The sequence below is a fragment of the Commensalibacter melissae genome (assembly GCF_003691365.1).
GTDB classification, from domain to species: domain Bacteria; phylum Pseudomonadota; class Alphaproteobacteria; order Acetobacterales; family Acetobacteraceae; genus Commensalibacter; species Commensalibacter melissae.
The window spans coordinates 560,858-587,847 of record NZ_CP033087.1 but is presented as its reverse complement, the minus strand read 5'-3'; the positions used below and the strand labels follow the sequence as shown (position 1 = coordinate 587,847).

Genomic DNA, 26,990 nt, shown 5'->3' with positions numbered 1-26,990 from the left:
TTTGAAATTTTGGTCGGACTATACAGTCATTCTCTCTACGATAATACACTGACATAGGTTAGCATCTTGTATCCATGACGCATGAATTGCTCCTCAACATTCATGCCAATACTTCCAAGAATACGACGAGAGGCTATATTTCTTTCTTTGGTAACCGCCACTATCCGTTGATACCCACGCTCATGGGCGGCCGATAGTACAGCAAATGCTGCCTCACGAGCATATCCTTTCCCTTGCGCCCATTCCCATAGTGCAAATCTCAATGCATGCCCACGGTTATCATTGCGCAAGTGTATCCCTGTTATTCCCAAAAATTGACCTGTTCTATTTTGAATATGCTTGCGGACAGTATATATGCCAATCCTATGTGATCCCCAATAAAGAATATCCTCAGCCATTTCCTTTTGCACTTGCCATGAAGATCGAACACCACCCAACATACTACTAAAGGTCAATACATCCGTTTTTAAAGCCAAAATATCCGGCATATCCTGCCAATTTACCGGCGATAAAATCAAACGTGAAGTTCTTAAATCCAACCAGTTCACAGATATCAAAACTTACATAAAAAGCCCATCATGATAAAAATCATATGGGCTTTTTCAATTTAAATCAATAATAACCGAAATTATCGTGAAATTGGACGATATTTGATACGACTAGGTTCTGTTGCATCAGGACCCAGACGCCGTCGCTTATCCTCTTCATACGCTTCAAAATTGCCTTCAAACCATTCGACATGGCTATCCCCTTCAAATGCAAGGATATGAGTTGCAAGACGATCCAGAAACCATCGGTCATGGCTGATGACTACAGCGCAACCGGGGAATTCCTCCAAAGCCTCTTCAAGAACACGCAAAGTGTCGAGATCAAGATCATTGGTTGGTTCATCCAGCAGGATTACATTGCTTTCCTGTTTTAACATTTTGGCAAGATGAACGCGGTTTCGTTCACCACCGGATAGAACACCAACCTTTTTCTGCTGATCCGATCCCTTGAAATTAAATGTTCCAACATAGGCTCTCGAAGGAATTGCCCGCTTACCCAGATAAAGGACATCCGTCCCACCGGAAATTTCTTCCCATACGGTTTTATTAGGATCCAATTCATGACGGGACTGGTCAACATATCCCAACTTTACCGTATCACCAATACGTATCTCACCTTCATCAGGTTTATCAGCACCTATAATCATTTTGAACAAGGTTGATTTACCCGCACCATTTGGACCGATTACTCCTACAATCCCTCCAGGAGGCAATTTGAAGTTCAATTTATCAATTAGTAAACGGTCACCAAATCCTTTGCTGAGATTATCCGCTTCAATAACAACATTACCTAAACGGGGGCCAGGGGCAATATATATATCCGCAACACCTGTTGCCTTTTCCTGGCTTTGAGAAAGCATTTCCTCATATTTTGCAATACGGGCCTGGCTTTTCGCCTGACGTGCCTTTGGTGAGGAATTGATCCATTGCTGTTCTGCAGCCAGGGCCCGTTGACGTGCACTTTCCTCTTTTTCTTCCTGAGCCAGACGTTTGCGCTTTTGTTCAAGCCATGAAGAATAATTACCCTCGAATGGATAACCACGGCCACGCTCAATTTCCAAAATCCAGTTCGTAACGTTATCCAGGAAGTATCGATCATGGGTAATCAGAATAACGGTACCAGCATATTCCCGTAATGTCTGTTCTAACCATGCAACACTTTCCGCATCAAGATGATTTGTCGGCTCATCCAATAAAAGAATATCTGGTTTTTCCAGCAACAGACGACACAGGGCGACACGACGTCGCTCACCTCCTGATAATTTATCGACTCTTGCATCAGCTGGTGGACAACGTAACGCATCAAGGGCAATTTCAATTTGACGATCAAGTTCCCAACCATTACCGGCATCAATTTTTTCTTGCAGATCAGCCTGTTCTGCCAACAAGGCATTCATGGTGTCATCATCCATCGGCTCGGCAAATTTCATTGAAATTTCGTTAAACCGATCAACAGCCTTTTTTAAAGGGCCAAAACCTTCGGCAACATTTTCACCAACCGTTTTAGTTTCATCCAGCTGCGGTTCTTGTTCTAAATATCCAACCCTGATTCCATCAGCTGCCCAGGCTTCCCCGCCAAATTCCTTATCCTTGCCTGCCATAATGCGTAATAGAGTTGATTTACCCGCACCATTGACCCCAAGAACACCAATCTTTACCCCAGGCAGAAAAGACAAAGTTATGCCTTTAAACACTTCACGACCACCGGGATAAGCCTTTGTCAAATCTTTCATCACGTATACATATTGAGGCCCAGCCATCGTTAAGAAGCTCCTTATATCATCTATCTAGTATTAAATATTTAGGGGGAAGAACCTGAGACAATCACCGTTATCTTTTATTGCCCTCAGGCTGGATAAAAAGCGTCTGCGCCTGGCAGGACTCGAACCTGCAACCAGGCCGTTATGAGCGGTCGGCTCTAACCAATTGAGCTACAGGCGCGTTGACGCAGCTCATATTTGCCGTAAAACAATCATTTTTGCAAGCGTTTTCTTTACGTTTATCCGAAAAAACTTTGATTATTACCCATTCCATTCAATTTCATTTATCCATAATCCTGATATCATCAAAAGTTTTAAGATATATTTTTATAATTTTTCCAAAATGTTAGGATCAAGTCCAGATATAACTATCTGATCATTCATGTCTAGAAATTTAACCGTTTCAATATATTGATAAATCAACGGCAATTCGTTAGTATTTCTGTTTTAAATAATAATGGAACATGATTATGGATCTTTCTAAGATTGCACCGGGCAAAGACGTGCCTAATGATATTAATGTTGTTATTGAAATTCCCAAGGGTTCAAAAGTAAAGTATGAAGTTGACAAAGAAAGCGGTGCTGTTTTTGTTGACCGTATTGTCTTTACCCCCATGGCTTATCCTGCTGCCTATGGATTTATTCCCAACACCCTTGCAGCTGATGGTGACCCTATTGACATGCTGGTTTTGATTCCGGAAGCGGTGGTTCCAGGTAGTGTTATTCGTGCCCGTCCAATCGGTGTTTTAAAAATGGAGGATGAATCAGGCATGGATGAAAAAGTGATCTGTGTTCCACACGATAAAATCCATCCTCTATACTCGAAAATTCATGAAGTTTCAGAGCTTCCAGAAATTACCCGCCAAGAAATCGAACATTTCTTTACCCATTATAAAGATTTGGAAAAGGGTAAATGGGTTAAAATCCAAGGCTGGGACAATAAGGCAAAAGCTTGTGAATTAATTGAAACCGCAATTAAAAAGTATAAAAAATAAATGCTATAAAGAGGGCAATAATATTATTGCCGCTCTTTAATAGTAAAACGTAGATTTGATAAGTTATCTAGTAAAAATTAATTAGTAATTTTTTTATCCCATGCAGATTCTATCAATAAACGTTGTATAACCTTGTAAACTGGTTCATTAAATTTTTTAGCCATCGCCAAAATTATTTCTCTTGAACGTCTATCACAATTTAACATGCCACGTTTAGGATCTTTATTTCTTGTTCTTATACCTCTTAAGGCAATTTTAATTTGATCCAGAGGAACATTAAGTTTTTGAGATATTTTTTCAAACTCCAAGCAAAACGGTGGTAATCTCAAACGTCGAGCATGAATATATTGATCATGAGACAAACTTGTATGAGATCGATATTTTTCTGTGATTTTATTAACTTTTCCAGCATGAGATGGAATTGAAAGACTAAATCTCAATTGATTTTTATCATTTTTTTGCATTATTTACTCCATTTGCAAAAAATTAAAAAAAATAATTATTTTCAAATCACTCTTTACAATGGGTCTAAATAATGCAAAATAGGAACAATGGTTGTATAACTTTAACATTATGATAATGACATATAACCTTCTTATAAAGAGTGATAAATAATTAACAAATGTTAGATTAATATTAAGACTGCCCGTCACGTATTAATTTTTAACATTTATCACTCTTTTTTATATTAATTCCACCAAGTATGTCAATTGTTTTTCTATAGTAATGTCTATATTTAGTATGTTTTTTTTCAATATCATACTATATCAAGTGATTAATATGAAATTATGTAATATAAATTATATTTTTAATCCATTACCAATCAGATTGATGACCCAAAAGATAAAATATATCTTTACGAATTCTAATCAGTTCTTCCGAGTCTCTATGTCTTGGATAATCCATATTGAGCCGAAATTCACCTATGATATGTGCTGGACGTTGTCGCATGACAATGATGCGCGTTGCCAGTAACAATGCCTCCTCAATATCATGGGTTACCATAATTGCCGTGAATTTTCTTTGTTGCCATAAATGAACCAACTCATTTTGCATTGTAATGCGAGTCAGGCTGTCCAATTTTCCCAATGGTTCATCCAAAATAAGAATGCCTGGATCATTAACCAGGGCTCTGGCCAACGCCACCCTTTGTGCCATGCCACCCGATAATTGTCGAGGGTAGGCATTTTTAAAACTATTCAACCCGATCAATTCAAGCATCAGTTGAACGGCATGATCGTTCTTTTCCTTACGGATTTTGAAACCCAAATTTACATTATCCCAAACTGTCAACCATGGATATAGGGTCGGATCCTGAAAAACAACCACTCTTGATGGATCTGCCTCAGAAATTTCCTGTCCATTTGCCTGAATCAATCCATTCAAAGGTTGCTCAAGCCCCGCTATCATTCGTAACAATGTTGATTTACCACATCCTGATGGGCCCAGTATGACAACAAATTCCTGTGGTTCAATTGTCAGATTAATATCATCCAATACCGGCAAATCATCATTATCCAGACTATAACCATGGCTTAAATGTGTGATGTCAATCCTTTGTTTTTCTGCCATACATTCCTACCATTTAATACTTTCTTTTTGCCAACGCAGTAAACGATTCCTAATTTTAAAAAGTAGGGTCATGAAGCTTGTGCACATTACCGCCATGATGATTAAAGCCGCATACATATTTGGATAGGCAGCCCATCCCTGCGCCCATTGCATATAGAACCCGAGACCTGCTTTTACCCCCAGCATTTCCGCTACGACAAGCATATAGAAACAGGAACCCAAAGCCATGAACATCCCTACAAAAACAAAAGGTAAAGCTGCAGGAATGGCAACATGACGAATCAAGAAGGATGAGCTTGCTCCCATCGTTCGGGCAACATCATAATATCCCGGATTGACCCCTGCAATTCCTGACCATGTCAATACTGCAACAGGAAAAGCGGCGGCAAATGCCATTAACAGTTCACCCGCCAACCAACTGGATGGTATAACAGCAAAAAGTAAAGGTAAAAAAGCTACAGGTGGCAAAGGTCCAAAAAACCTCAATACAGGATGGGCCCAATAGCCAAAACGTAAAGACCATCCCATTCCTATTCCGATTAAAAAGCCAATAAGACAACCAAAAATATATCCTCCCAACAGCAACGTTAGGGAATGTAATAGGGAATCCAGTAAGCGATACCAATCTGTTATGAATACATCCAACAATTCCTGTGGTGCACCAAAAAAAGGACGCGGCAATAACAACCACTTTGCCTGTACAATTTCCCATCCTCCTGTAATAAGAGCCAGAGCCAGCAACCATGGTCCATAATATCTAACTTTATTAAATGGAAGCGTTACTACACAAAAAACTGCTATAATGATACATAGACAGGCAAATTCAGTTGTTCTGGGAAAATCATCAGCATTTTTGATAAAATAGGTAAGAAAAGCAGTCCCAAACCACATTATAAAAGCTGCCAATTGCGGCCAATATGCCATTTTTACTTTTTGAATCATAAAGCAAAAATATCCTCGGTAACTTTATCGGCATACACATTTATATCGAGAGAAAGAGGAAAAACACCTATTTGTTTTAATTGCTGTGCATAAAAAGATACATTTTGCCGAAGATTGCTGCCAATAACCTGTTGATGAGTTCCTTCTGATTCAAGAATTTCAGTTAACTGCCCAACAGTTGCCTTGGGCGCATAGGGTTTAAAAATTTCAGCCGCCTCTTCCTTATTATGATGCACCCATTGACCTGCTTCCAGAATTGCCTGAGTGAGTGCCTTACCTACCAATGGATCTTTTCTTATCAATGACCCTCTTAAACCGACAACACAGCAGGCGATTTTTGCCCATTCACCTGACATATTGGAATCTATAGTGACAAGATGATGTTCCTGCTTAAGTAAATAAGCCAAGGGATCATCCAGTCCTGCAGCCTGAACCGCCTGACGTTTTATAGCCAAAGGTAGAATGTCAGATGGAAACTGACGCCAATTTACGTCTTTTTCAGGATCTATCCCGATTTCCCTGAAACGCATGCTGAAAAAATTTTTTGCTGGTCCACCAATATCTCCAACACCGATTGTCTTACCTTTCAGATCTGCCAGATTCTTTATGGAACTTGTACCAGAAGCCAATAAATGCAAACAGCCAGAATGTAGCCCCGCAACAAGTTTAACATCAAATCCCTGCTGTAAAGGTTTCAACCAACGCAGGGCCATACCTGACGCACCATCAGCCTTACCTGTCGACATTGTTTCCAGCATTTGGTCGACAGATCCTGCAAAATCAATAAAATTTACATCCAGATTATATTTACTAAAAAAACCCTTGGCTTGTGCAACTGGAAAGGCAACCGTACATATTGAATCCGCACTCCAAGCAAGTGTTATTTTTCTTGCAGCCCCCTGAAGTTTTTGCATTGTTCCCAAATCAGGAAAATGACTATCCCCAGTTTGAGATTGCTCTTCAGCGAATGCCTGATTTCCACAACGACCGGCGATAAAAGCGGCACCAGAAGCCATTAGAAAAGAACGCGTAAATTTACGACGGCTGATGCGATCAAAATCCATAAGGTTTTTCCTTATTATAAATCAGAGAATTTGGCAAAAAACGTATATATCAGTATTTTTCAATAAAATACAATTTTAATATAACTTAATTTAAAAAAAATTGTAATATACAATAATTTAACGTATTTAAATTCCCTTTTACGGATATGATCTACAGCTCCTCTCCAATCATGGCAGGGGATTTACCCAGACTTAGATCTGGCGTTCGATGATTTATAAGATCATCGATTAATGTATTATAATTATTTAAATAAATATCCATTGAAAGAGATCGTTCAGCCTCTTCCCGAGAAAAATGTCTGATTTTACTTGAAAGATCATTATTTTCAAGAACCTCCAAAACATTATCAGCAAGTTTTTCTTTATCAAAAAAAGGTGTCAGAATTCCAGTTTTCTGATGAACAATAAATTCTTTGACTGGGTCAGTATCACTGGCAATAATCGGACAACCCATCGCCATCGCTTCTCGTAAAGACCACGATAAAACAAAAGGATAGGTCATATACACATGCGCATCTGACCGTTTTAAAAGTTTGCAAAAAACGGGATAAGACAAAAGCCCGGCAAAATAAATTCTAGTGGGATCCAGTTGATTACCCAACTGTTGAAGAAAATAGTGTTTCCAGGTCAATTTACCGGGAAGCGCAGCACCATAACTGACTTGATCCCCACCAACTATAACGATTTTTGCGTCTGGACGTTCTTTCAAAATTTTGGGTAAGGAGCGCATAAGAATATGAAACCCTCGATAGGGTTCCAATCCACGGGCAACATAGGTGACCAATTTATCTTTGGGGTGGATGATGAAATCCTCAAATTTCATTGTATGATTATATATATCTGCATCAGGACTGCAAATCTTTAAATCAACCCCTTCTCTCAACACTGTAATTTGTCCACGCGTCCATTCAGGATAGGTTTTCCACTGAAACAGCGTGGGGGTCTGTCCCCAACCTGGATTATTCGCAGAGATTAAATTAATGGTATTCTTGATTCTGACCCGTGACGGAAGCAATTCATCAGATAAAAATTCCGGATCAAATTTAACATCCAATCCATCTGAATGATAATAGAACTCACAATATTTCAATATTGGAACATCAGGATAAATATCCTGAACATTCAACATCTCCCCCCATCCCTGATGACCAATAATGATATCAGGGACAAAACCTAGCTGTTTTAATTTTTTAAGAGTTTGGTAAACTTCCTCTCCTCTTTTAACGGCCTGATGTAATTCGTTCAAGGAAGAGTGCAATTCATTTACGGGATCAATTTTACCGTAAAAGACATTCCGAATTCCCCCAATTGTTCGCCTCGTCACTTGACTGACAAAAACAATTTCATTATCAGGCTTTCCCGCAAGATATTTTATTATATGTAAATACTGACCGGGGAAATTTTGATGTATGAATAAATATTTCACAATTTTAACGAGCTAATTCAATAATTATTAATTAAACATAATTAATTTTGGTAATCAATATTGGTTAAAATCAGCTTTCAGTTTTTTTCTGATTAGATAAAGATTTATGTTTAGCATTTTTAACCTTGATATTAGTTCTTGGTTTTATACTCTTCACATTGCTGGCACTAACACGAGTTTCAGGGGCTTCCTTGCTATTTTTTCCCTTGTCATGATCAATCAAATCCAGGCTAAATGCCTCTAGAGGCGCAATGGTTTCCGATGAAAGAATGGTATCATCATCGACAGGACCTAATTTAGTTCCATCTATAAAGGTTGCTTCCACGGATAAGGTATATTTTTTCGCGGCATCACCATTCAATCTAACACGCAAACCGCACAAGGGAAGTGACATTCCTCTACTTCCACAAAATTCATTACCCTTATACCAGGGAGAAAACCACCCTTTTCCCAATACAGCCTGATATTCAATATCTTCTGGCTGTATACGATCATCTAATGACAAACCGAATCCTTCAATCCATGTTTTACTGTCTGGAATACCAATCCAATCTCCAAGTTCGACACTAACGTCACCAAGACGTTGAACATGGGCGACAACACGCATTTTACCTTCTTTTTCAATTTCATTCTGTTGTTGAGCGACCGCACGCTTTGACTGTCTGGCTATTTTTTCATTGATACCCGAATTTTGATTGCCCAATCTATTTGTCAAATTATTTGAATTATCATTTTCAGAAGCATCATTAAGTCGAATAACCTGTAATTGAGGTGCGGGATAATTATTTGATGGATTCCGATAAACTGTTACAAGAACCAAACCAGCATCTCCCGAAATACGTACTAGAACAGCATTTTTTTCAGCGCCTAGCCACCCATCATTTTCAAAAGTCTTGATCTCAACTGTAGCGTTCTGTTTGAAGGGAGGAACAGAAATACGCAGGCCGGGCAAACCAAATTCATCAGCTGGAATTTGATTGGCAACATGATAAATACAATATAATCCAGTGTCCAAACTCATTAAATGACCATTTACATTTAAATCAATAATTCGTTGTTGATACTGATTATTATTTGATTGATCATCAGACTTTGACATTAATATATTTCCTTTTTAAAAGATGGCTAAGTATAGCAAAGTTAAAATAACTAAATAATATTTTATTAAAACTAATAAAAAATTAATAATTTCTCAAAACAAATTTTAATTTTTATTTAATGACCAACATATTTACATTCTTTTAATAAAAAATCATTCTGTTTGGCAATAGATAAATTTAACGAAATGACATTTCCTCGTCCAGTTCGCTTAATTCTTTCAGCAATAGCACCAATATCGTAACTTATTGTCCTCAATCCAGCCCGCCAAGCAATGCTTAGTGAATAACACCAGGTTTCCGGACAAATTGACGGGAAAAATGCAAGATCAGCCTTTTGTTCCCGCACCATGGAAATTGCCTCTTCCTCCTTATATTCTCCTGTTACAAATATGCGACCGGAACGCATTAGCAAATCATCATCCACGGAACGACCAACTAATACAAACTCAATCGGCAAATCACGCTTATCAGCATCTTGAAGTAAGGCAAGAATGACATCAAACCCTTTTTCCACTCCAATCGCACCTATTAAGCAAATACGGAAACGGTTTGAACTATTATCTCTAGCTTTGATCTTTCCATTCAACTGGCAGGGTTTTTGAGAAAAGAATGTTAATTGTTTCATAGTAAGATCAGGACGATCGTCTTCGAGAAATTTTAACGCCAACTGTCCCAATTCTGGAAAATGTTTTGAAACACGTTTAAATGCATCATTGGAAGGCACATAAACAGCCCTTGCCTGTTTTAATTTTTTCCATGAATCATGCCACCATTTTTCCATATCAATGAAATTAGGGTTTTTTTCTTCCTTCCACAAACTATTTACACAATTTTGACAAATCTGCAAATCATTCGGATCGCCACAATAATGCATGGTTTCATTTAACAAAACGGTTCTCGGACAAAAAATCAGATAGTCATGAATATATACATCATAAGGTTTATTTATTTTAAGTAATAAATCTGTCATCAATTTATGATGTTTTTTCAAATGATGTATTTCACACGAATCTACAGAAAGAAATTGCAGAAAATTTAGGCATTTTTCTAATTCATGAGGAAAATAAAAAATTAGATTGGGAAAAATCAGGTTTATTTCTTTTTCCAAATTTCTTTTTGATTTGAATTGAATTTCAATCTGACAGCCATCCCCCAAAATTGTCGGTCTGATCAATACTGGAATAAAACCTTGGGAACGTAAAATATCTGTTCTTTCTTGAACCGCCCTTTCCACCCCTCCACCAAATTGATGCGTGACCAGTAAAACAAATTGATACTTCTCATGACGTTTCTTTTGAGCATCAAGCAGGATTTGAATTCTATATAGATCAATATTTCGACGGAATGGCAATAACGGATCATCACGTATGAAATCCTGTACCATTTCATCATATCCTGGATAAAGCCGATTGAGAATTTCCGTATTTCTTTTCCCTAATAGTTTTTTTGCATACGCAAATGAAACACCCCCTTTATGTCCTATAAAACAATCAGCTGCCAAAACATGTTTCCAACCCAAATGCCGTGCACGCATGCAAAAATCATTTTCCTCACCATATCCCTGGGCAAATAAATCCTCACGAAACAATCCTGTTTGCGCCAGACAGTCATGTCGGATAAACATGCAAAAACCATGTGCTGTAGGTATCTCTATTAATTGATACTCGTTTATTTTATTAAATATTTTTGAAAAATGAAAAATTGTTTGATTATCAGGCATCAAATTTTTCTTATCGTGATAAGGATAAGAATAAATACCCGCATCATTTGAAAAAGGAGTTACCGTTCCAATATTTTCTTCCTGATAAGCGGCCCGACAAAGCGTTTCGGTCCATTTCCCTCCTACAAAGGTATCACTATTTAACAAGATAATATCGTATCCAGGCCAAGCCTTCATACCACTGTTAACAGCAGTGGGAAAACCCTTATTTACCTTATGATTAATGCAAAAAACTTGCTGGTCATCTATGAATTCCTTTAATGAAACAACCAGTTCCTTATCAGGAGAGGCATCATTAACCAATTGAATCTTTACATTTTCCGGTACACTATTCAATACGCTCTGAAGTGCATCCAATGTTATCTGTTTTCCCTTATAAACAGGTATGACAATAACTATGCCCTCTGATGATTTTTTATCTATTACTGGGTCATATCCTTTATAAACTGCTTGAACAGGAAAAAAATGAGCTACATTTGAAATTTTAATATTTTTCTTATGGTATGCAGGGGTTTGCATATGGATTAAAAAAGTTTTTGCCCTGAATTCCAAGCTAGGATCCAAAGGACTACCAATTAAATGACGCAAAAACTCATCTTGAACAGAATACATTCCGGCAGAAAAATCATGGATGGGAATTCTAAAAGATTTTGCCTGTAACAAAGGTGTTTCAAGAGTAACAACCTCAATATCATCCTTGGGTTGAAATTGATGATAAACCTTTCCCTTATAATCTTTTATAGTGATCAAAGGTATTCGACTGGGCTCGGCTGGACACCAAACCCACCCGATTAATGTTTCATTCTTAACCTCTACAAACCCAATTGTTAGATTAATTGACTCCAAATCAACAGGACTGCCTACAAAAGGAACACCATCTTGTTCAATACGTAATTTTTTATATTTTTTCTGCCAGCCTGAAGGCAGGATAATTTTTGGCTGATTTGTTTTAATAAATAATTGATTATCCAAATAAATACTGACTGGATAATCATTAAATGAATCTATCCATATTTCATTTAATGAGCCCTTGATACAACAACAGCCGACAATATTTGAAACCTGTTTCAAGAGATTAATAGTCAATAACCATGTTTCCGGGGATGGACTGTAATGAGAAAGAAAATAATTCAAAATTTCAATTAATTGTTTTGAGGATTTGCGAGAAGAATAAATAACTGCTTGTGCTATCCAGCCTTCATAGAAATCATATTGCTTCAATAAAGGCTGCAATAAATCATGGGCACCCTCTAAATTACCAGTTTTTAGATTTAAAACTGCCAAATCAAAGATAATGTTCGGATTGCCTCGTGTTAAATGATGCGCTCTACACATCCATTGAAGTGCAATCTCAATTTGTCCATTTTGCTTAGCTTCTTGGGCTTTTGAATATGCAATCTGTGCATTCTTTCTTAGTTTTTCGAGCCCTTCTGCTTTTTTTCTAGCGTAAACCACTAATTGTGCTTTATTTTTTCCTGACACAACGCCTCACAATTAAGCAATTAAATATAAATTAGCTATGTGTCTTGAAATATAAACAAACCAGGAGCCACTTCCACTTGTTTATTTTTAACAGGTTTCAAATCTTGCTGATTTATTTCCTCATCTAGTGCATTCAATACTAACCCTGCTTCTTTTTCCCCATTATCTTTTGCTTTTTCAAACCAATAACGCGCTTTAGCTATATCTTTATTTCCCGCTAAACCGTCATATAAATAACGTCCCAACATCAGCTGAGCTTTTGAATGACCCAATTCAGCAGCTTTTTCAAACCATTTTTGAGCTTCCTGCCTATTTTCTCTTAAATGATTTCCACCCCCATAAATTGCACCCAATGAAAACATTCCCGATGCATCACCTTTTTCAGCAGCCTTTTTAAAAAATTCTAAAGCTTCCTGAATATGAATTTTTCCACCTTCCGTTTTCCCTTCCGACAAAAGGGAAGCCCATAATAATTGCGCTTTGACTATCCCATGCTCCGCTGAAGACTTGATCCATTTACAAGCTTCTTTAAGATTTTTTTCCCCAGCAATTCCCTGCAACAACATGCGCCCATACCAATATTGAGCTTCTGCATCTTCATCACAACAGATTTGCAACCACTTTTTTGCTTCTTTTTCTTTGTTTAAATCAACTTCAGAATTTTTATTGTTTGTCAATGCCATCGCTAATTTTAACATAATTTTCTTGTTGCCTTTTTCCGCTTGGGGACGCAAATAATTATCGACGACTTCTTCTACAGAAATATATTGAGAATTTGTAAGAGCGATTTCGGCAAGAATATCTAACGCTGGCAAATATCCTTTATCAGCAGCAAATTTATAAAGATCAATTGCCTTATCTACAGCCTTAACAACTCCTAAACCATTAAAATATAAATAACCCAAGGCAAAAGCGGCACCAACATGCTGTTTTTCTAAAAACGCAAACTGATACCATTTTATAGCCTCAGTATAATTAGGTGGTATATCCTTAGTACCTGATGCCAGCATATCAGCCAATACCGAAGCAGCCTCTACATCCCCACCTACGGCAGCACGTCTTAACCAAGTTTCAGCTTCAAGGAAATTCCGCTCAACCCCATTTCCTTTTCGTAAGGCAATGCCATATAATGCTTGCGCCTGTCGGATACCCAATTCCGCAGCCTGTTTATACAACTGAACAGCATATTCATGATTAATTTCAACCCCCTTTCCAGTTTCATACATAATAGCCAAGGTATAAATCGCCGTACCAAGTCCATTTTCAGCTGCAACTTGCAATAATGCAGCCGCTTTGGAAAAATCATCCTGGGTTTTGCTAATTTTTAATAAAAACAATCCTTTCCCCATATAACCTTGCGGTGAACCTTGGGAAATTGACTTATCATACCATTTTATTATTTCATCAAATTGATTTTGTTCAGATGTGATTTCTGATAAGAGGTAAGCATAGAGGGCCTGACCATCAGCAGACCCATTTTCAGCTACTTTTTGAGCCCAATAACGAGCTTTTTCATAATCGGTTTTTAAGTCATCGGAAACTTTAGCCTGTTTTAGGGTAAATATATCATGTCCCGTTACTGCATTAAGTTCGGGAAGTCCACGCATATATAATAATGCAAGCATATATTCAGCGTCATTATAGCCAGCTGATGCTGCACTTTCAAACCATAAAGACGCTTCTTGCAGGCTAAAAGCAACTCCATGTCCATTTAAATAACATAAAGCCAGGTAATATTGAGCTTCAGGGGATTTTAAAGATGCGCCCTGTGAAAAACAATTATATGCTGAAACATATTCTTTTCTTTCATAATGTTTTTTCCCTTTATTCAAAAGTTTTTGAATTTTCTTTTTTCTGACTTTATTCAAGGGATTAAAAAAAACACGCATCATAAATTTCCCAATTCAATTTCACCTTATGTTTTACATTACTGTGGATCACGCATTCCTTCTGTTAACTTAGGTACAATACCATTCATTAAATACTGAGCCGCTGTTCTTTTACCAACATGAACATCAGCTGTAACAGTAAGTCCAGGGGTTGGATGAAAAAAATTCGGTATACTGTGCAAAGTGTATTTATTGATTTTCAATCTTACACGATAAAAAGGTTTTTCTCGAAATTGTAAAGGTGCTGCACCCCGACGATTACTCATATCCTGACCTGTATCACCAGGCTGAAAGACATCGGCACTAACATTTGTTACAACTGCTTCCGCTCCACCATATTGTGTATAAGGAAAAGTATCAAATTTTATAATCGCTTTATCACCCAACTTCATATATCCAACATCCGCATCTTGTACAGCAGCTTCAACCTCCAAACCTGTCCCAACAGGTACTAGAGTCATAAACGGCATTCCAGAATTTAGTATAGAACCAACAGAACCTTTTGAAATTGATAGTACAATTGCATCCTGTTCGGCCCTCATCAAGACTTTTTTACGACGAAGTTTCGCCTTTTCATACTCTCCCTTATCTTTTGCCAATTGCCTTTGAATTAAAGTTAGATTTTTATAAACTTCACCCTTCCAACTTTCAATGTAAGCCTGTTTATCAGCCAATAAAGATGCTATTTTCTTTTGCGTAGCATTCGCTGATTGTTGTGCCGTTATTAATTTATCCTCAACATCCATTAAAGTATCTTGCGAACCCAAAGTTGATAAGCGACTTCCCACTTGTTGTTCCTGCAATTTTTTCCGCATCAAATGAATATCAGATGCAACTTGCAATCTCCCTTTCAATACAGCAGTAGTTGCAAGAAAGTTTTTAAGTTGAAACGATTGTTCGTTGATTTTCTGGTTGAAACCATCAACTTTCGCATCATACTCAAGTTTTCTTTTTATAAAACTATTCCCCTGTTCTACCGAATAAGGATTAGATGGGTCCACTGTATAGTTTTTATTAGAAGCTTCGGCCTGCAAACGGTCAAACTCAGCCTGTCCACTTTCAACTTGTAAACGTAGATTATCAATATCGGCCTGTTGAATTGTCGGATCCAAATGAGCCAAAACCTGTCCTTTCGTTACAAAATCCCCCTCTTTAACATCAATTGATTTAATAATGCTCTCTTCCATTGGTTGAATTAACAAAGGTGGATCCACTGAAACCAGTCGACCTTGAGCTGAAACCACTTTGTCAAGTGGAAACACACATAACGCGATAATGGAAAAAAGCGCCAAAGCTCCAATAACCCAAGTAATATACTGGGCAGAAGCCGTTGGCGGCATATTGATAATAGCTGCAGTAGGTGAAGTAAACTCTAGTAAAGCTATCGGCATATCAGCTTGAGATTCTGCCGTGTTATCTGCTGCAGGCAAATATCCTTCTGGTATACTTGACTGTTCATCATTCAATGAAACATCTTTTTTTTCTGAAGTTTTTTTTATTTTTTTTTCAGTAGTATCTATCAATTCATTAGAAATATTAGATTTTTCATTGTTATTTTCAGAATTCACATTTCCTGGCAATTGATTTTTATGATTATCATCCACCATTTTATGTTCCTTCCGTAATTACAGGTTTCTGGGCTTCATTCTTTTTTGAATGCCTTCTTTCATCAACATGTCGATTTTGCTGCAACCATAAAGTACGATAAATTTCACAGGTTTCTAATAATTGTTCATGTGTTCCAATTGCCTGCATTTCACCCTGATCCATAACCAGTATTTGATCACAATTCACTAATGATGATAATCGATGTGAAACAATAACCATCGTTCTTCCCTTGGCAATTCGCTCCAAATTGGCATTAACCAATGCTTCACTTTCAGGATCAAGAGCGGATGTTGCCTCATCTAAAATCATTAGTTTTGGGTCTAGAATAACAGCTCTTGCAATTGCAAGACGTTGCCTTTGTCCTCCTGAAATGTTCGTTGAGCCCTCTTCGATAAAAGTGTCATATCCAGCGGGCATACGCTCTATAAATTCTTCAGCGCCAGCCATTCGTGCTGCCCAGATAACCTTTTCCATTGTCAATCCTGGACGTCCAGCGGTAATATTATCCCTAATTGTTCCACGAAACAAAAAATTATCCTGTAAAACAACACCAAAAGAGCGCCTTAAATGGGTAAGATTAATTTCACGCAAATCTACACCATCCAGCCTTAAAAAACCTTCATAATTTCGGCTTACGCCCTGCAAAAGACGTGTTATAGTGGATTTACCGGATCCACTACGTCCCACCAAACCCAACATAGTACCTGCTGGGATTGAAAAACTTAAATCTTTTAACGCCCGACTACTTCCTCCAGGATATGTAAAATTAATATTTTCAAAGGATAGTGCACCAATAATCTTTGGTCTCAATCCTGTAGTCAACGCTTTTGTTTCCGTTGGATTATTTAAAATTTCTCCCGCTTGAACTAATGAGGTTTCTACTTCTGTTATTACAGTCATTAATTTAGCCAATCCAACGAGAGGAGCCGCAACACGCCCTCCCAGCATCATAAAAGCGACAATTGCACCAGCATCAACTCCCGCTGTTGGATTGGTTATACAAATAAAGGCACCAATTAAAATAATCCCTCGATTAATAAAGAAATCCAACGGCATAACCAATGTTTCAGGCCAATTTTGCATACGCGTTGTTGATAACCGCCATTTACAAACTTCAGCAACAATATTATCCCAATCACGACGACGGGAAGGTTCCAAAGCTAAAGTTTTAACAGTTCGTATACCTGCAACGGTTTCATACATTGCAGATCCACGCGTCATTTCCGCTTCAATACGATTACTATAATAATATGTTAATGGTTTAATAAAAATAACCACAATTAAACCGATCAAACCTGCTGCAACAACCGTCAGCCATGCTAAAATAACGCTAATATAAAATAAGAAAGGTAAAATAACAATTAACGTAAACATATCCAGAAAAGTTGTCATTAATCGGCCCGTGATAAAATCTCGCACCTGATATATCTGAGAAACCTTCCCGATTAAACGACCTGCCTGTTGCCGTTCAAAAAATTCCAATGGCAAAGAAAGTAAACGATTATAGGTATGAATAGATATACGAGCATCCAAACGTGTTGCCATAACGTTGGTAATCTCTCGTCTGGCATAACTAATTAAGATCTCATAAAAACTTAAGACAATCAACAACCCACTAATCGATATCAGTGTCGCCATTGATTGAAAAGCAACCACACGATTTACTACCTGCATCACTATAAAAGCAGGAAAAATTTGCAAAATACTTATTATCATTGAACTTATTGAAATATCACGCAAAGAGGCACGTTCACGCAATACCATTTTGAAAAGCCATTTAAAATCAATCTTATCTTCACTTTCAGAAAGATTTTTATTTCGCTTTACAAGAAGAATATCACCCGTCCAGGCCTGCCTTAAGCGAATTTCTTCAACAGGGATAGGAGGTTCACCTTCCCCCTTCAATGGATCTCTTAAAAAAACAATTCTTTTTTCAGGATTGACACCCACCATCAACCCTGCAGAACCATCCTTAAACATTAGTACAATGGGAGGTGAATTATACAAGCGTATCAAATATCGCCATTTCAAACGCATCCCTTTAGCAATCAACCCCTGACTATTCAGCCAGCGTGCCAAGGTTGCCGGGGACGGTGAGTTTTCACCAGGCTCAGCTGCAAAATCACGTATATCTAGATCAACCCCATGATATTTTGCAGCTGCCATTGTTGCCCGTAAACGAATCATCATTGGGGAAAGCTTCTGCGTTTTCCCTTGATTATTGCTTTGCCCTGCTCCTGACTGTATGGAGCCCTTATCTGGTTGATCCACCGATCATCCTTTATCAATTAAATTAACAAAATATTTTACAAATTTTTAATAAGAACAGCTTTTAAATATGCAGTTTTCATTATCATAAATTTATTTGACCATTAAAATAAACAATAAAATCATTATCCTTAATCAACTATATCTATTAATGCTTTGCAATTTTTCTGCCAAAATATCATTATCATTTTAATAATTCAATTCTTTTCATGCTGAATATGCAATAAATACTATAATGGGTTATACCTTATCATTCTTTTCACATATCTTCAAACCGGACTTGGAGTATCAAAAATTAATTCAAATAATTAAAATGCGAGATAACATCTCATTCTTTGTTTATTTATTTAATAAATTTCATTTTATTAAAATTATGGTAGATATTTCAATTGAGTATCCTGATTTTAATAAATAAAAAATTCTAACATCTAGGTTTTCTATGTCCAAACAAAGTCAGCTTTTGAATCAACTTCATGAACAGATTCTTTTATGTGATGGAGGAATGGGATCCATCATTCAAGCACTTGACCTCGATATTAACAAAGATTTTTGGGGAAAGGAAAACTGTACAGAAATCCTTAATTTATCTAGACCCGATTTGATTAGGGATATTCATAAACGCTATTTTGCAGCAGGTGCAGATATGGTGGAAACAAATTCTTTCGGAGGATCTTCCATCACCCTATCGGAATTTGACCTTCAGGACCAAACAAGAGAAATCAACAAACGTGCCGCTGAAATTGCCAATGAAGCCGCAAATTCATTTGCTGATAAAAAAAATAGATATATTCTTGGATCAATCGGACCCGGGACTAGACTACCCTCCTTGGGAAATATTGATTATGATTCACTTGAAGACGCTATTACAGAGCAATGTAGAGGTTTGATTGAAGGAGGTGTTCACGCTTTTTTAATTGAAACATGCCAAGATCCACTTCAAATCAAGGCTGCTGTAAACGCAACCAAGATAGCATTAAAAGAAGCTGATATTTTTTTACCAATCTTTGTACAAGTAACCATTGAGACAACAGGCACCCTTCTTGTTGGAAGTGATATCGCTGCCGCAGCGACCGTCATTGAAGCGTTGGATGTTCAAATGATGGGAATGAATTGCGGAACAGGTCCTCGGGAAATGGCCGAGGGTATCAAATGGCTATCTCAATATTGGCCGCATTTAATTTCAATGCAACCTAACGCAGGATTGCCAGAACTCGTCAACGGTAAAACGCACTATCCACTTTCTCCAGAAGAAATGGCCGTTTGGATGTCCCGTTATATAAAAGAACAGAAAATAAATATGATCGGTGGTTGCTGTGGAACTAATCCTAATCATATTGCTGCATTTGATCAGATGCTCAAAAACGAAGCGGCTTTGGGGGGATGCTTCACAGACCGACCAGCCTGTATACCCAGAAGTTCAATATGGATTCCCTCGGTTTCAAGTCTTTTTACCCCCACACCTTTAAGACAGGAAAATAGTCTGTTTTCGATTGGGGAACGCTGTAATGCCAATGGCTCTAAGAAATGGCGTGATTTACAGGATCAACAAGATTGGGATGGATGCGTTACAATCGGTCGTGAACAACTGAAAGAAGGATCAAACGCCCTGGATGTTTGTATGGCTTTTGTAGGTCATGATGAGAAAAAGGATATGAAGGAAATTATTCCTCGCCTCACGTCATCTATCAATGTTCCTCTCGTTATAGATTCTACTAGTACGGAAGTGATTGAAACTTGTCTTAAACTTCATGGTGGAAAACCCATCATTAATTCAATCAATTTTGAGGATGGTGAAGAAATAGCGGCCCATCGTTTAAAACTGGCCCGTAAATTTGGTGCCGCTGTTGTTGCATTAACCATTGATGAACAAGGAATGGCACGAACACCTGAAGACAAATTACGAATCACCCGTCGATTAGTTAATTTTGCCTGTAACAAATATGGCCTGCCTCACTCCGATTTGATGATTGACCCTCTTACCTTTACTATTGCCACCGGAGTAGAAGATGACCGTAAACTGGGTTTATGGACCTTACAAGGGATCAAAGCCATCCACGATGAATTCCCTGACATTCAAATTGTGCTCGGATTATCCAATATATCATTCGGACTTAATCCAGCCGCCAGAGCAGTTTTGAATTCTGTTTTTCTTTATCATGCCCAGAAAATGGGAATGACAGCTGCCATTGTTCATGTTTCTAAAATACGGCCCATGCACCTTTTGGACAAAGATGAAGTTAAAGTCATTGAAGATTTGATTTTTGATCGAAGAACTGATGATTATGACCCGCTCAAAAAAGTTTTAGAAATTTTTGCTGATCGTAAAGCCACACAAGTGGCAACTCGCGCTATCGCTACCACCATTGAAGAACAATTGCATAACCGAATTGTAGATGGAAATCGCAAAGGTTTGGAGGATGATTTAAAAAAGGCGATGGAAACCTATGCCCCCCTTGAAATAATCAATTCCCTTTTACTTAATGGCATGAAAACGGTAGGGGAATTATTTGGATCTGGGAAAATGCAGCTTCCTTTTGTCTTGCAATCTGCCGAAACGATGAAGGCAGCCGTATCCTTTCTTGAACCTTTTATGGAAAAGAAAAATAATGAAACCAAAGGTACGATGATCTTGGCGACAGTTAAAGGGGATGTACATGATATTGGCAAAAATCTTGTCGATATCATTTTAAGCAACAACGGTTTCAAGGTTGTCAATCTAGGCATTAAAGTACCTGTAGCAGACATGATTAAGGCAGCAAAGGAACATAATGCTGACGCGATCGGCATGTCTGGATTATTGGTCAAATCAACTGTTATCATGAAAGAAAACCTTGAAGAAATGGCGCAACAAGGCCTCAGCATACCTGTCCTACTCGGAGGAGCAGCTTTAACACGTGCCTACGTTGAAGAAGATTGTGCGGAAATCTATAAAAAAAATAACGGGATGGTTGCCTATGCCAGGGATGCCTTTGATGGTTTGACACTTATGGAACAATTAACCCATGGTGATTTAGATAATTATCTTGCTGCCCAAAAAATCAAAAATAAAAGACCCAAACGTCCCGAAAAAAAGGAAAAAACCATTGTAGTTCCTCTTTCCATTGAAGAATCATCCTTGCGAAGAAATAAAATGACTTCTCACGAACCTCCCCTCAATCCACCATTTTGGGGTGCGCGAAAGTTGGAAACCAGTTTAAAAGCTGTTTTACCCTTCCTAAACGAACGTTCTTTATATCAATTGCAGTGGGGAATGAAAAAGCAGGGAAAAACGCTGGAAGAATTCCTGCAAGATGCGAAAACAAATTTACGACCAATCCTATATAAATTGATCCAACAATGTGAACAGAAAAAAATCCTTCAACCACAAGCCGTTTATGGTTACTGGAAAGCCGCTGCGAGCGCTGAGGACCTAATCCTCTTCGATAGGGATGGGAAAACCGAATTGTGCCGATTTACCCTTCCAAGACAGCATGGCAATCAACGCATTTGCATCACTGACTATATCCGGGATTATAATGATCCCATTCGTGACGTAATTGGCTTGCAAATTGTCACTGTAGGTCAAAAAGCTTCAGACACAGCCAGAATCTGGTTTGAAGAAAACCGTTACCAGGATTATTTATATTTGCATGGTTTATCTGTTGAAATAACCGAGGCAATGGCTGAGTATACGCATCAACGAATGAGGGTAGAGCTAGGTTTCAGTAGTGAAGATGATCCTGATATGAACAAGCTGTTGATGCAAAATTACCGTGGATCCAGATATTCCTTTGGCTATCCCGCTTGCCCTAATCTTGAGGATCAAAAATATATATTGAATCTTCTTGACGCAAAGCAGATTGGAATCTCCCTATCTGAAGAATGGCAATTGCATCCAGAGCAGTCAACGTCAGCTTTGGTAATTTTTCATCCTAAAGCAAAATATTTTATTGTATAACAATAAAAATATGAATTTTCATTGACGCAATAAACATTCACATTTAATTTAGGTGACAAAATTTAAATTAGGTTAAAAACTTTTTTAACTATGTCACTTAAAAATTTTATAATCTGCAGAACTGAAGAAGAATCTTCTTTATGCTATCTAAACCATCACCTCTATATGGTTCAGAAAAAAAACAATCACCACCCTGTTTATTTGTCCACAACTGATATGAAAACAGGATTCATCCATGATAAAAAAAACCTGTTTGATCATGTTATTATAAAACATCAATTTCCCGGAAATTACTCTTTTATTTCCCGACGATTAAACTGTTGTTATTATAATATTCCCATTACAACACATCATCATCAAACATTATTTCAAACTGTACAGCTAAAAAATAAACAATGGAAGAAATTCAAGCTTCAAAAAGCACATAAAATAAAATTTGATATAAACCAATTCAACACTCTGGTTAACAAAAAAATGAACAATTCTGTTAATCTGTATTGGTGGCGCAACAAACAGTTCACAAATATAGGTGATGAACTAAATTTATATATTATTGGATATTTAAGTAAAAAAATAATATGTAGAACCAATTTAAAAAACACAGACTTAATCGGAATAGGCAGCATTTTAAACTGGGCAACACCAAGAAACAGAATTTATCCTGTATGGGGGAGCGGAACTCTTTCACCTTCCTCATTACCTACTGAATTATTCAAGATTTCTTTATTACGTGGACCATTGACCCATGAATCCTTCACTTCACATAAATGTAGATTACCTTATGGGGATCCTGGATTAATATGTGACCGTATATATAACCCCAACAAAGAAAAAAAATATGACTGGGGTCTTATTGTTCATCACAGTCAATATAAAAAGAGCTGGGTAGAGCAAATATTACAAAATACACCCAATACTCTTTTTATTGATATCACCGATCCTGATATTAACGTTTTTATTGACCAGCTAAAATCCTGCAAATATATTGCATCCAGCAGTTTACATGGACTTGTTATTGCAGACAGCTATCATATCCCAAATATTTGGTTATGGGATAATAAATTGCATGATGGAGGAAAATGGAAATTCTTTGATTATTTCGCAGGCATACATCGTACAGAAATAAATTTTTATAACCCCGTTTTATTCAAAAATTTAAATCATATTCCATTAAGACAACTTGATTTAAGCTATTTTGATAAACTCGAAAACACCAAGAACCAAATTATTGATAGTTTTCCATTATAAATCATTCCATAAATAGAATTTAAAATTAGCAAAATGGTATTTATTAAAAAAAATAATCAATTATTCGATTCACAACAATAAATAATTAATTTAAATCTTATATTTATATTCAATAACATTGTGATAAGGTTAGAATAATTTATAATTTGCATAACAATAACATAGTGATGGCTTTATCACCTTTTACTATTTAAAAAATTAATCCCTTACCACAATTTTTTTAAAACATATAATCCCTTATCATCCTCAACCCCAGTTTATCTTAATTTATCTAAGTGTTTTTCTAGATAAGGATAAAACTCAACATGTTTTAGCATTTTTGACCTTGTTTCATCCTTATAGGCTTGACCAAGTTTTTTCAGTTCAACCCGATTTTCATGCGTTTGAGATTTATGATATTTTTTTAAAATATAATTCAATTCATCATCTTGTGAAAAATTGATATAATCATGATCCGATACTGACATATTCATACTCTCCTTTATATAGAAATAGTAATTGTTTCAATTTATGATATAAATGATGAAAAAGCAATTTTCTTCCTGAAAAATATCAAAAAAAATCAATATATTATCAAAATATCCCAATTAACGAAAACCGATACTACTAATATTTTCAAAATTTAAATCCGACAGTTTCGATAATTAAATTGGAAAGTTTAATTTCAAGCGCATAAAATTATGCTATATTCACCTTTTGACAAGGAATTTTTCAATTATTTATATAATTTTAATTTATAACTTTTTTTTATTTAAAAAAATTTTTCTTCTAACTTCAATAACTTAAAACTTTAAAAGAGGATATTCCTTGAATTTTGTTACTGTAATTGATCTTGCTGGTAGTGTCGCCCTGCTTTTATGGGGTGTTCATATGGTTCAAACCGGTGTGCAACGAGCGTTTGGCGCACGGTTAAACCATTTCCTGTCAACCATGTTACGAAACAGATTCCAATCTTTTATCGCAGGTGCAGGTATCACTGCAATCTTGCAATCCTCAACTGCAACGGGACTTATGATCACTGGATTTGCCGCCAATGGGGTAATCGGACTACCTTCTGCATTGGCGGTTATGCTGGGGGCAAATGTTGGAACCACCCTAATTGTCCAGCTATTATCATTTGACGTGTCCCGTATCGCACCCCTTTTTGTTTTGGTAGGCGTCATCATGTTTCGCCGGGGTCTTAATCATATCCGTGATTTTGGACGCGTCTTCATCGGATTAGGCCTGATTCTGATCTCCCTACATCAATTTCTGGTAATCCTTCATCCCTATACCAACCAACCAGCGCTTCGTACAGTATTGGGCAACATTACAGATATGCCTTTTATTACAATTTTATTATCAATGATCCTGACCTGGATTATGCATTCTTCCGTGGCGGTTGTATTGCTAATAGCGTCCTTCGCCTCTCACAATGTCATACCTGCTGAAACAGCCTTTATCATGGTTTTGGGCGCCAATATCGGTACCGCTCTCAATCCCGTGATAGAGGGAACAGGAAAAAACGTGATTGCCAAACGTTTACCTATGGGAAATTTAATAAACCGTGTTATCGGTGCGGCCATTGTCTTTATCTTTATTCATCCACTCACCCATTGGTTCACATATTACTATCCTGATATCAACCGATCTATCGCCAATTTTCACACATTATTTAATATTGCAACGGCACTTCTATTCTTGCCTTTCCTAACCCCCTACGCCAATTTACTAAAAAAAATATTTCCACGCACAAAAGAGGAAACCGTTCAGGATCCCTCAAAACCGGTCTATCTTGATAAATCCGTCATACAATCACCTATTCTTGCCCTTGGCAATGCAACCCGAGAATCATTGCGTTTATGTGATATTTTGGAAAAAATGCTGAATGGTGTTGACGATAGTTTTAAAAATCAAACGCCTCAAATTGCCAGCGCCGCACGACGTTTTGATAATACGCTAGATAAATTAACAAACTCAATACAAAGTTACGTCACCGGTTTGGATCCCGAAGCTTTGAATCAAAATGAATTGAATCAGGTGGAAAAAATCCTAACCTTCTGTACACAAATTGCCAATGCGGGTGATGTCCTGGACAGGAATGTTCTTTCAACCGTACAGAAAATGGTTAAACAAAGAATCATTTTACCAAAACCCATGATGGATCCATTGCAAAAAATGATGCGACGCATCCATAAAAATCTGCATACAACAGCAACCTTGCTGATTAATGAAGACGAGAATATTGCCCGTAAACTTGCCGAAGAGAAGGATATATTCCGTGAAATTGAAAGCAAAGTTATCGCTATCTATTATGAAAATCTTCGACAAAGCACAGACGATAAAAAAAACCAGATTCAGTATGGTTCATTCATGATTGAATTAGCCCGTGATTTAAAACGTACAAACACTCATGTTGTAGCTTCAGCCGCCTACCCTGTTCTGGATCAGAATGGAATGCTATTACCCAGCCGTCTGCAACCTGAAGAGGATACAGAAAATTACGACAATGATCCAATCAAGATTTTACAACGTGAAGATAATATATTAACCCGTGATTGAAAAACTCTGAAAAATAATTTCTATTTATGATATAGTTCAACCACCTTCATAATTGAGATCTATGATTATCAAACAATTTACAGTTATTTGTTTTTTGTAATTAAAAATTATAAAAATATTTTTTATTTACCCATTGCGGTAAATGAATTGTTTATTTACTAATACCGCTTTACAATCTTATTAAAGGGAATAAGTTAATCAAGTGCTTAATTCTATGAACTGGATTGATCTTGTTTGTCTTGGTGTAATTATCCTTGGTGCCTTATCCGGTCTTACGCGAGGGTTTACTCGTGAATGTATAGGTCTATTTGGATGGATTATTGCAGCCAGCTTGGCCAATCGCTGGTATCCCGATTTTGCCCCCAAGCTATCGCCTTACGTAAACTCTGAAAATTTGGCAAATATTGCCTCCTTTATTGTTATATTTGCCTTGACCTGTATTGTCATTAATGCGCTGGCAAATGCCGTTGTCGGTCAAAATTCTGCACGAATCTCCCTTTTGGGTCGTCTGGACAGATTACTTGGTGCAATATGTGGTGGGGTTAAGGGATATGCAGGGTTGGCCATTCTCTATCTGATTGGCGGAATAATTTTTCCTGCCGCACAATGGCCTGAACCTCTTCAAGAAAGTCAAATGGTTCCCTATATATATCAGGGAGCTGTCCTGATTAATAATCTTCTCCCAAGCTCAATGCAACGGAATGTTGTTGTCCCCCAAACAAAGACACCAAGAGTATCAATACCTGACGGAACTGGATTACATAATGGAATATCTCATCAATCCTCTTCGACAGATCAATCGCATAATGATGAGCCTTCTGCTGTTCAACCAGAAGGGGGATATTCCTCAATTGCTCCCTCACAATAATCATGGCCATTTTTAACTCATA

18 protein-coding genes and 1 tRNA gene are annotated in these 26,990 nt (G+C 37.2%); 5 read left to right on the top strand and 14 right to left on the bottom strand.

From position 1 onward, the window contains the following. Positions 1-35 precede the first annotated feature (35 nt). The 3 genes from D9V35_RS02730 to D9V35_RS02720 all read right to left on the bottom strand — a co-directional run bounded on the left by D9V35_RS02730 (position 36) and on the right by D9V35_RS02720 (position 2,489). Positions 36-548: a GNAT family N-acetyltransferase gene (locus D9V35_RS02730; protein WP_122123272.1), complete on the bottom strand. Its 513-nt coding sequence runs from the start codon at positions 546-548 to the stop codon at positions 36-38. 80 nt (positions 549-628) lie between these two features. After that, a complete protein-coding gene (ettA, locus tag D9V35_RS02725; RefSeq protein WP_122123271.1) occupies positions 629-2,308 on the bottom strand; it encodes an energy-dependent translational throttle protein EttA in 1,680 nt (559 codons plus the stop codon). A gap of 107 nt (positions 2,309-2,415) precedes the next feature. Next, positions 2,416-2,489, bottom strand: a tRNA-Ile gene (locus D9V35_RS02720). Between the two features lie 289 nt (positions 2,490-2,778). Between D9V35_RS02720 and ppa the strand changes: the two genes are divergently transcribed. Continuing rightward, positions 2,779-3,303 carry an inorganic diphosphatase gene (gene ppa, locus D9V35_RS02715; RefSeq protein WP_122123270.1) on the top strand — a complete coding sequence of 175 codons (525 nt, stop codon included), beginning with the start codon at positions 2,779-2,781 and terminating at the stop codon, positions 3,301-3,303. A 77-nt stretch (positions 3,304-3,380) separates the two neighbouring features. Here ppa and D9V35_RS02710 read toward each other — a convergent pair whose 3' ends face one another. The 10 genes from D9V35_RS02710 to D9V35_RS02665 all read right to left on the bottom strand — a co-directional run bounded on the left by D9V35_RS02710 (position 3,381) and on the right by D9V35_RS02665 (position 18,377). Then, complete coding sequence (locus tag D9V35_RS02710; RefSeq protein WP_110438687.1) at positions 3,381-3,767, bottom strand: hypothetical protein; 387 nt, start codon at positions 3,765-3,767, stop codon at positions 3,381-3,383. Between the two features lie 352 nt (positions 3,768-4,119). Then, positions 4,120-4,875: an ABC transporter ATP-binding protein gene (locus D9V35_RS02705; RefSeq protein WP_122123269.1), complete on the bottom strand. Its 756-nt coding sequence runs from the start codon at positions 4,873-4,875 to the stop codon at positions 4,120-4,122. A 6-nt stretch (positions 4,876-4,881) separates the two neighbouring features. Beyond that, the gene (locus tag D9V35_RS02700) at positions 4,882-5,817 is read right to left on the bottom strand and encodes an ABC transporter permease (RefSeq protein WP_122123268.1); all 936 of its coding nucleotides are present in this window, start codon (positions 5,815-5,817) and stop codon (positions 4,882-4,884) included. Further along, on the bottom strand, positions 5,814-6,881 hold the full coding sequence (locus D9V35_RS02695; protein ID WP_122123267.1) for an ABC transporter substrate-binding protein: 1,068 nt from the start codon (positions 6,879-6,881) through the stop codon (positions 5,814-5,816). Before D9V35_RS02695 ends, D9V35_RS02700 begins: the two co-directional genes overlap by 4 nt. Positions 6,882-7,032: 151 nt before the next feature. Continuing rightward, positions 7,033-8,307: a glycosyltransferase gene (locus D9V35_RS02690; protein WP_122123266.1), complete on the bottom strand. Its 1,275-nt coding sequence runs from the start codon at positions 8,305-8,307 to the stop codon at positions 7,033-7,035. A 70-nt stretch (positions 8,308-8,377) separates the two neighbouring features. Further along, the gene (locus D9V35_RS02685) at positions 8,378-9,406 is read right to left on the bottom strand and encodes a hypothetical protein (RefSeq protein WP_122123265.1); all 1,029 of its coding nucleotides are present in this window, start codon (positions 9,404-9,406) and stop codon (positions 8,378-8,380) included. A gap of 116 nt (positions 9,407-9,522) precedes the next feature. Beyond that, complete coding sequence (locus D9V35_RS02680) at positions 9,523-12,609, bottom strand: glycosyltransferase (RefSeq protein WP_162988548.1); 3,087 nt, start codon at positions 12,607-12,609, stop codon at positions 9,523-9,525. Positions 12,610-12,644: 35 nt separating this feature from the next. Continuing rightward, positions 12,645-14,501 carry an SEL1-like repeat protein gene (locus tag D9V35_RS02675; RefSeq protein ID WP_122123263.1) on the bottom strand — a complete coding sequence of 619 codons (1,857 nt, stop codon included), beginning with the start codon at positions 14,499-14,501 and terminating at the stop codon, positions 12,645-12,647. Between the two features lie 35 nt (positions 14,502-14,536). Next, positions 14,537-16,105 carry an HlyD family type I secretion periplasmic adaptor subunit gene (locus tag D9V35_RS02670; RefSeq protein WP_122123262.1) on the bottom strand — a complete coding sequence of 523 codons (1,569 nt, stop codon included), beginning with the start codon at positions 16,103-16,105 and terminating at the stop codon, positions 14,537-14,539. A 1-nt stretch (position 16,106) separates the two neighbouring features. Beyond that, positions 16,107-18,377 carry a peptidase domain-containing ABC transporter gene (locus tag D9V35_RS02665; RefSeq protein ID WP_408869335.1) on the bottom strand — a complete coding sequence of 757 codons (2,271 nt, stop codon included), beginning with the start codon at positions 18,375-18,377 and terminating at the stop codon, positions 16,107-16,109. 436 nt (positions 18,378-18,813) lie between these two features. Between D9V35_RS02665 and metH the strand changes: the two genes are divergently transcribed. Continuing rightward, positions 18,814-22,311 carry a methionine synthase gene (metH, locus tag D9V35_RS02660; RefSeq protein WP_122123261.1) on the top strand — a complete coding sequence of 1,166 codons (3,498 nt, stop codon included), beginning with the start codon at positions 18,814-18,816 and terminating at the stop codon, positions 22,309-22,311. 90 nt (positions 22,312-22,401) lie between these two features. Next, positions 22,402-23,559: a polysaccharide pyruvyl transferase family protein gene (locus D9V35_RS02655; RefSeq protein WP_122123260.1), complete on the top strand. Its 1,158-nt coding sequence runs from the start codon at positions 22,402-22,404 to the stop codon at positions 23,557-23,559. Positions 23,560-23,816: 257 nt separating this feature from the next. Here the strand turns inward: D9V35_RS02655 and D9V35_RS02650 are convergent, their stop codons facing one another. Continuing rightward, positions 23,817-24,026: a hypothetical protein gene (locus tag D9V35_RS02650; protein ID WP_122123259.1), complete on the bottom strand. Its 210-nt coding sequence runs from the start codon at positions 24,024-24,026 to the stop codon at positions 23,817-23,819. 340 nt (positions 24,027-24,366) lie between these two features. On the opposite strand from D9V35_RS02650, the gene D9V35_RS02645 reads away from it, so the two are divergent. Together D9V35_RS02645 and D9V35_RS02640 are read left to right on the top strand one after the other, a co-directional pair. Beyond that, the gene (locus tag D9V35_RS02645; RefSeq protein ID WP_110438675.1) at positions 24,367-26,100 is read left to right on the top strand and encodes a Na/Pi cotransporter family protein; all 1,734 of its coding nucleotides are present in this window, start codon (positions 24,367-24,369) and stop codon (positions 26,098-26,100) included. 202 nt (positions 26,101-26,302) lie between these two features. Continuing rightward, a complete protein-coding gene (locus D9V35_RS02640; protein WP_162988547.1) occupies positions 26,303-26,968 on the top strand; it encodes a CvpA family protein in 666 nt (221 codons plus the stop codon). The last annotated feature ends 22 nt before the right edge of the window (positions 26,969-26,990 follow it).

Coding starts and splice junctions, on each gene's coding strand:
- ettA (WP_122123271.1), bottom strand. CDS start 2,308: ATGGCTGGGCCTCAATATGTATACGTGATGAAAGATTTGACAAAGGCT.
- ppa (WP_122123270.1), top strand. CDS start 2,779: ATGGATCTTTCTAAGATTGCACCGGGCAAAGACGTGCCTAATGATATT.
- D9V35_RS02710 (WP_110438687.1), bottom strand. CDS start 3,767: ATGCAAAAAAATGATAAAAATCAATTGAGATTTAGTCTTTCAATTCCA.
- D9V35_RS02705 (WP_122123269.1), bottom strand. CDS start 4,875: ATGGCAGAAAAACAAAGGATTGACATCACACATTTAAGCCATGGTTAT.
- D9V35_RS02700 (WP_122123268.1), bottom strand. CDS start 5,817: ATGATTCAAAAAGTAAAAATGGCATATTGGCCGCAATTGGCAGCTTTT.
- D9V35_RS02695 (WP_122123267.1), bottom strand. CDS start 6,881: ATGGATTTTGATCGCATCAGCCGTCGTAAATTTACGCGTTCTTTTCTA.
- D9V35_RS02685 (WP_122123265.1), bottom strand. CDS start 9,406: ATGTCAAAGTCTGATGATCAATCAAATAATAATCAGTATCAACAACGA.
- D9V35_RS02675 (WP_122123263.1), bottom strand. CDS start 14,501: ATGATGCGTGTTTTTTTTAATCCCTTGAATAAAGTCAGAAAAAAGAAA.
- D9V35_RS02670 (WP_122123262.1), bottom strand. CDS start 16,105: ATGGTGGATGATAATCATAAAAATCAATTGCCAGGAAATGTGAATTCT.
- metH (WP_122123261.1), top strand. CDS start 18,814: ATGTCCAAACAAAGTCAGCTTTTGAATCAACTTCATGAACAGATTCTT.
- D9V35_RS02655 (WP_122123260.1), top strand. CDS start 22,402: ATGTCACTTAAAAATTTTATAATCTGCAGAACTGAAGAAGAATCTTCT.
- D9V35_RS02650 (WP_122123259.1), bottom strand. CDS start 24,026: ATGTCAGTATCGGATCATGATTATATCAATTTTTCACAAGATGATGAA.